Source organism: Acinetobacter sp. WCHAc060042 (assembly GCF_003231195.1).
Classification (GTDB): domain Bacteria; phylum Pseudomonadota; class Gammaproteobacteria; order Pseudomonadales; family Moraxellaceae; genus Acinetobacter.
In genome coordinates this window covers 1-825 of record NZ_QKVN01000116.1, presented here as the reverse complement: position 1 = coordinate 825, position 825 = coordinate 1, and the positions used below count along the sequence as shown (strand labels likewise).

General features: G+C 35.5%; 1 protein-coding gene. It reads left to right on the top strand.

Annotation, left to right across the window (positions count from 1 at the left end):
- Positions 1–531: 531 nt before the first annotated feature.
- Positions 532–735 (top strand): hypothetical protein, encoded by a 204-nt coding sequence (locus DPG01_RS18475; protein ID WP_004696295.1) that lies wholly within the window; start codon positions 532–534, stop codon positions 733–735.
- Positions 736–825 lie beyond the last annotated feature (90 nt).

The following is an 825-nucleotide window of genomic DNA, read 5'->3' as shown; positions in this document are numbered from 1 at the left end:
TTTAAATCCCCCCTAGAGAGACTGCTGACGAGTGCAGTCTCTACTTCATACCAGAGGCTCTCGTCAGACAAGCCTAAACACTCCGATAATGTCTAGAGATTTTCTCTTGAATTCAACGCTCAGTTGGCGCTGTTACCATGAGCTTTTAATCTGTCAAAATTTCCACAGAAATAATTTCAACTCACACGATGCTAAACGCAAATGATCATCACAAAGACAGAATGATCCTACTTTTTCAAACCATCCCAGCTTTGAAAAAAATCATTACATTTCTATTCGCTACAAAATATTTCTAGCTCTCATTTTAGCAATATTATAAAAAGGGATTTCTATCTTTTAAATTTTATTATTTTTCAATATCTTGTACCATTTTTAGCCCATAAAGCCTTTTCCTTTATGATTTCTACATGATGATGGATAGTCTGATTACGCGCTAAAAAACAGCAAAAATAAAAATATATAAAAAAATCCCCTTTAAAAAAGCGTGAAATATCCCTATTAATAATTTATCAGTGAATAAGGAATATCCTCGTGAAAAAAGTAGTGAAAGCAAAAAACCTCATCGCCTTTCGTATTTGGTTAGAGAAATTGGGGTATTCAGTCAAAACTTTAGCAGACAACCGTGGCTTTACTTTTAGCTTTAAAAAAGAATATGGACTGGTGACCTGCGACCTCGCGGGAAATAACTTGGCCATGCAGCTCGGTGAAGAATTCGAAGACCATTTGAAAGCCTAAAATTGCTCCATACTTACTTCGCGTGATGAATCAAAACTTAGCCCCCTTATGGGGGCTTTTTTTATGATGAATGGATTCTTAAATTTCAGG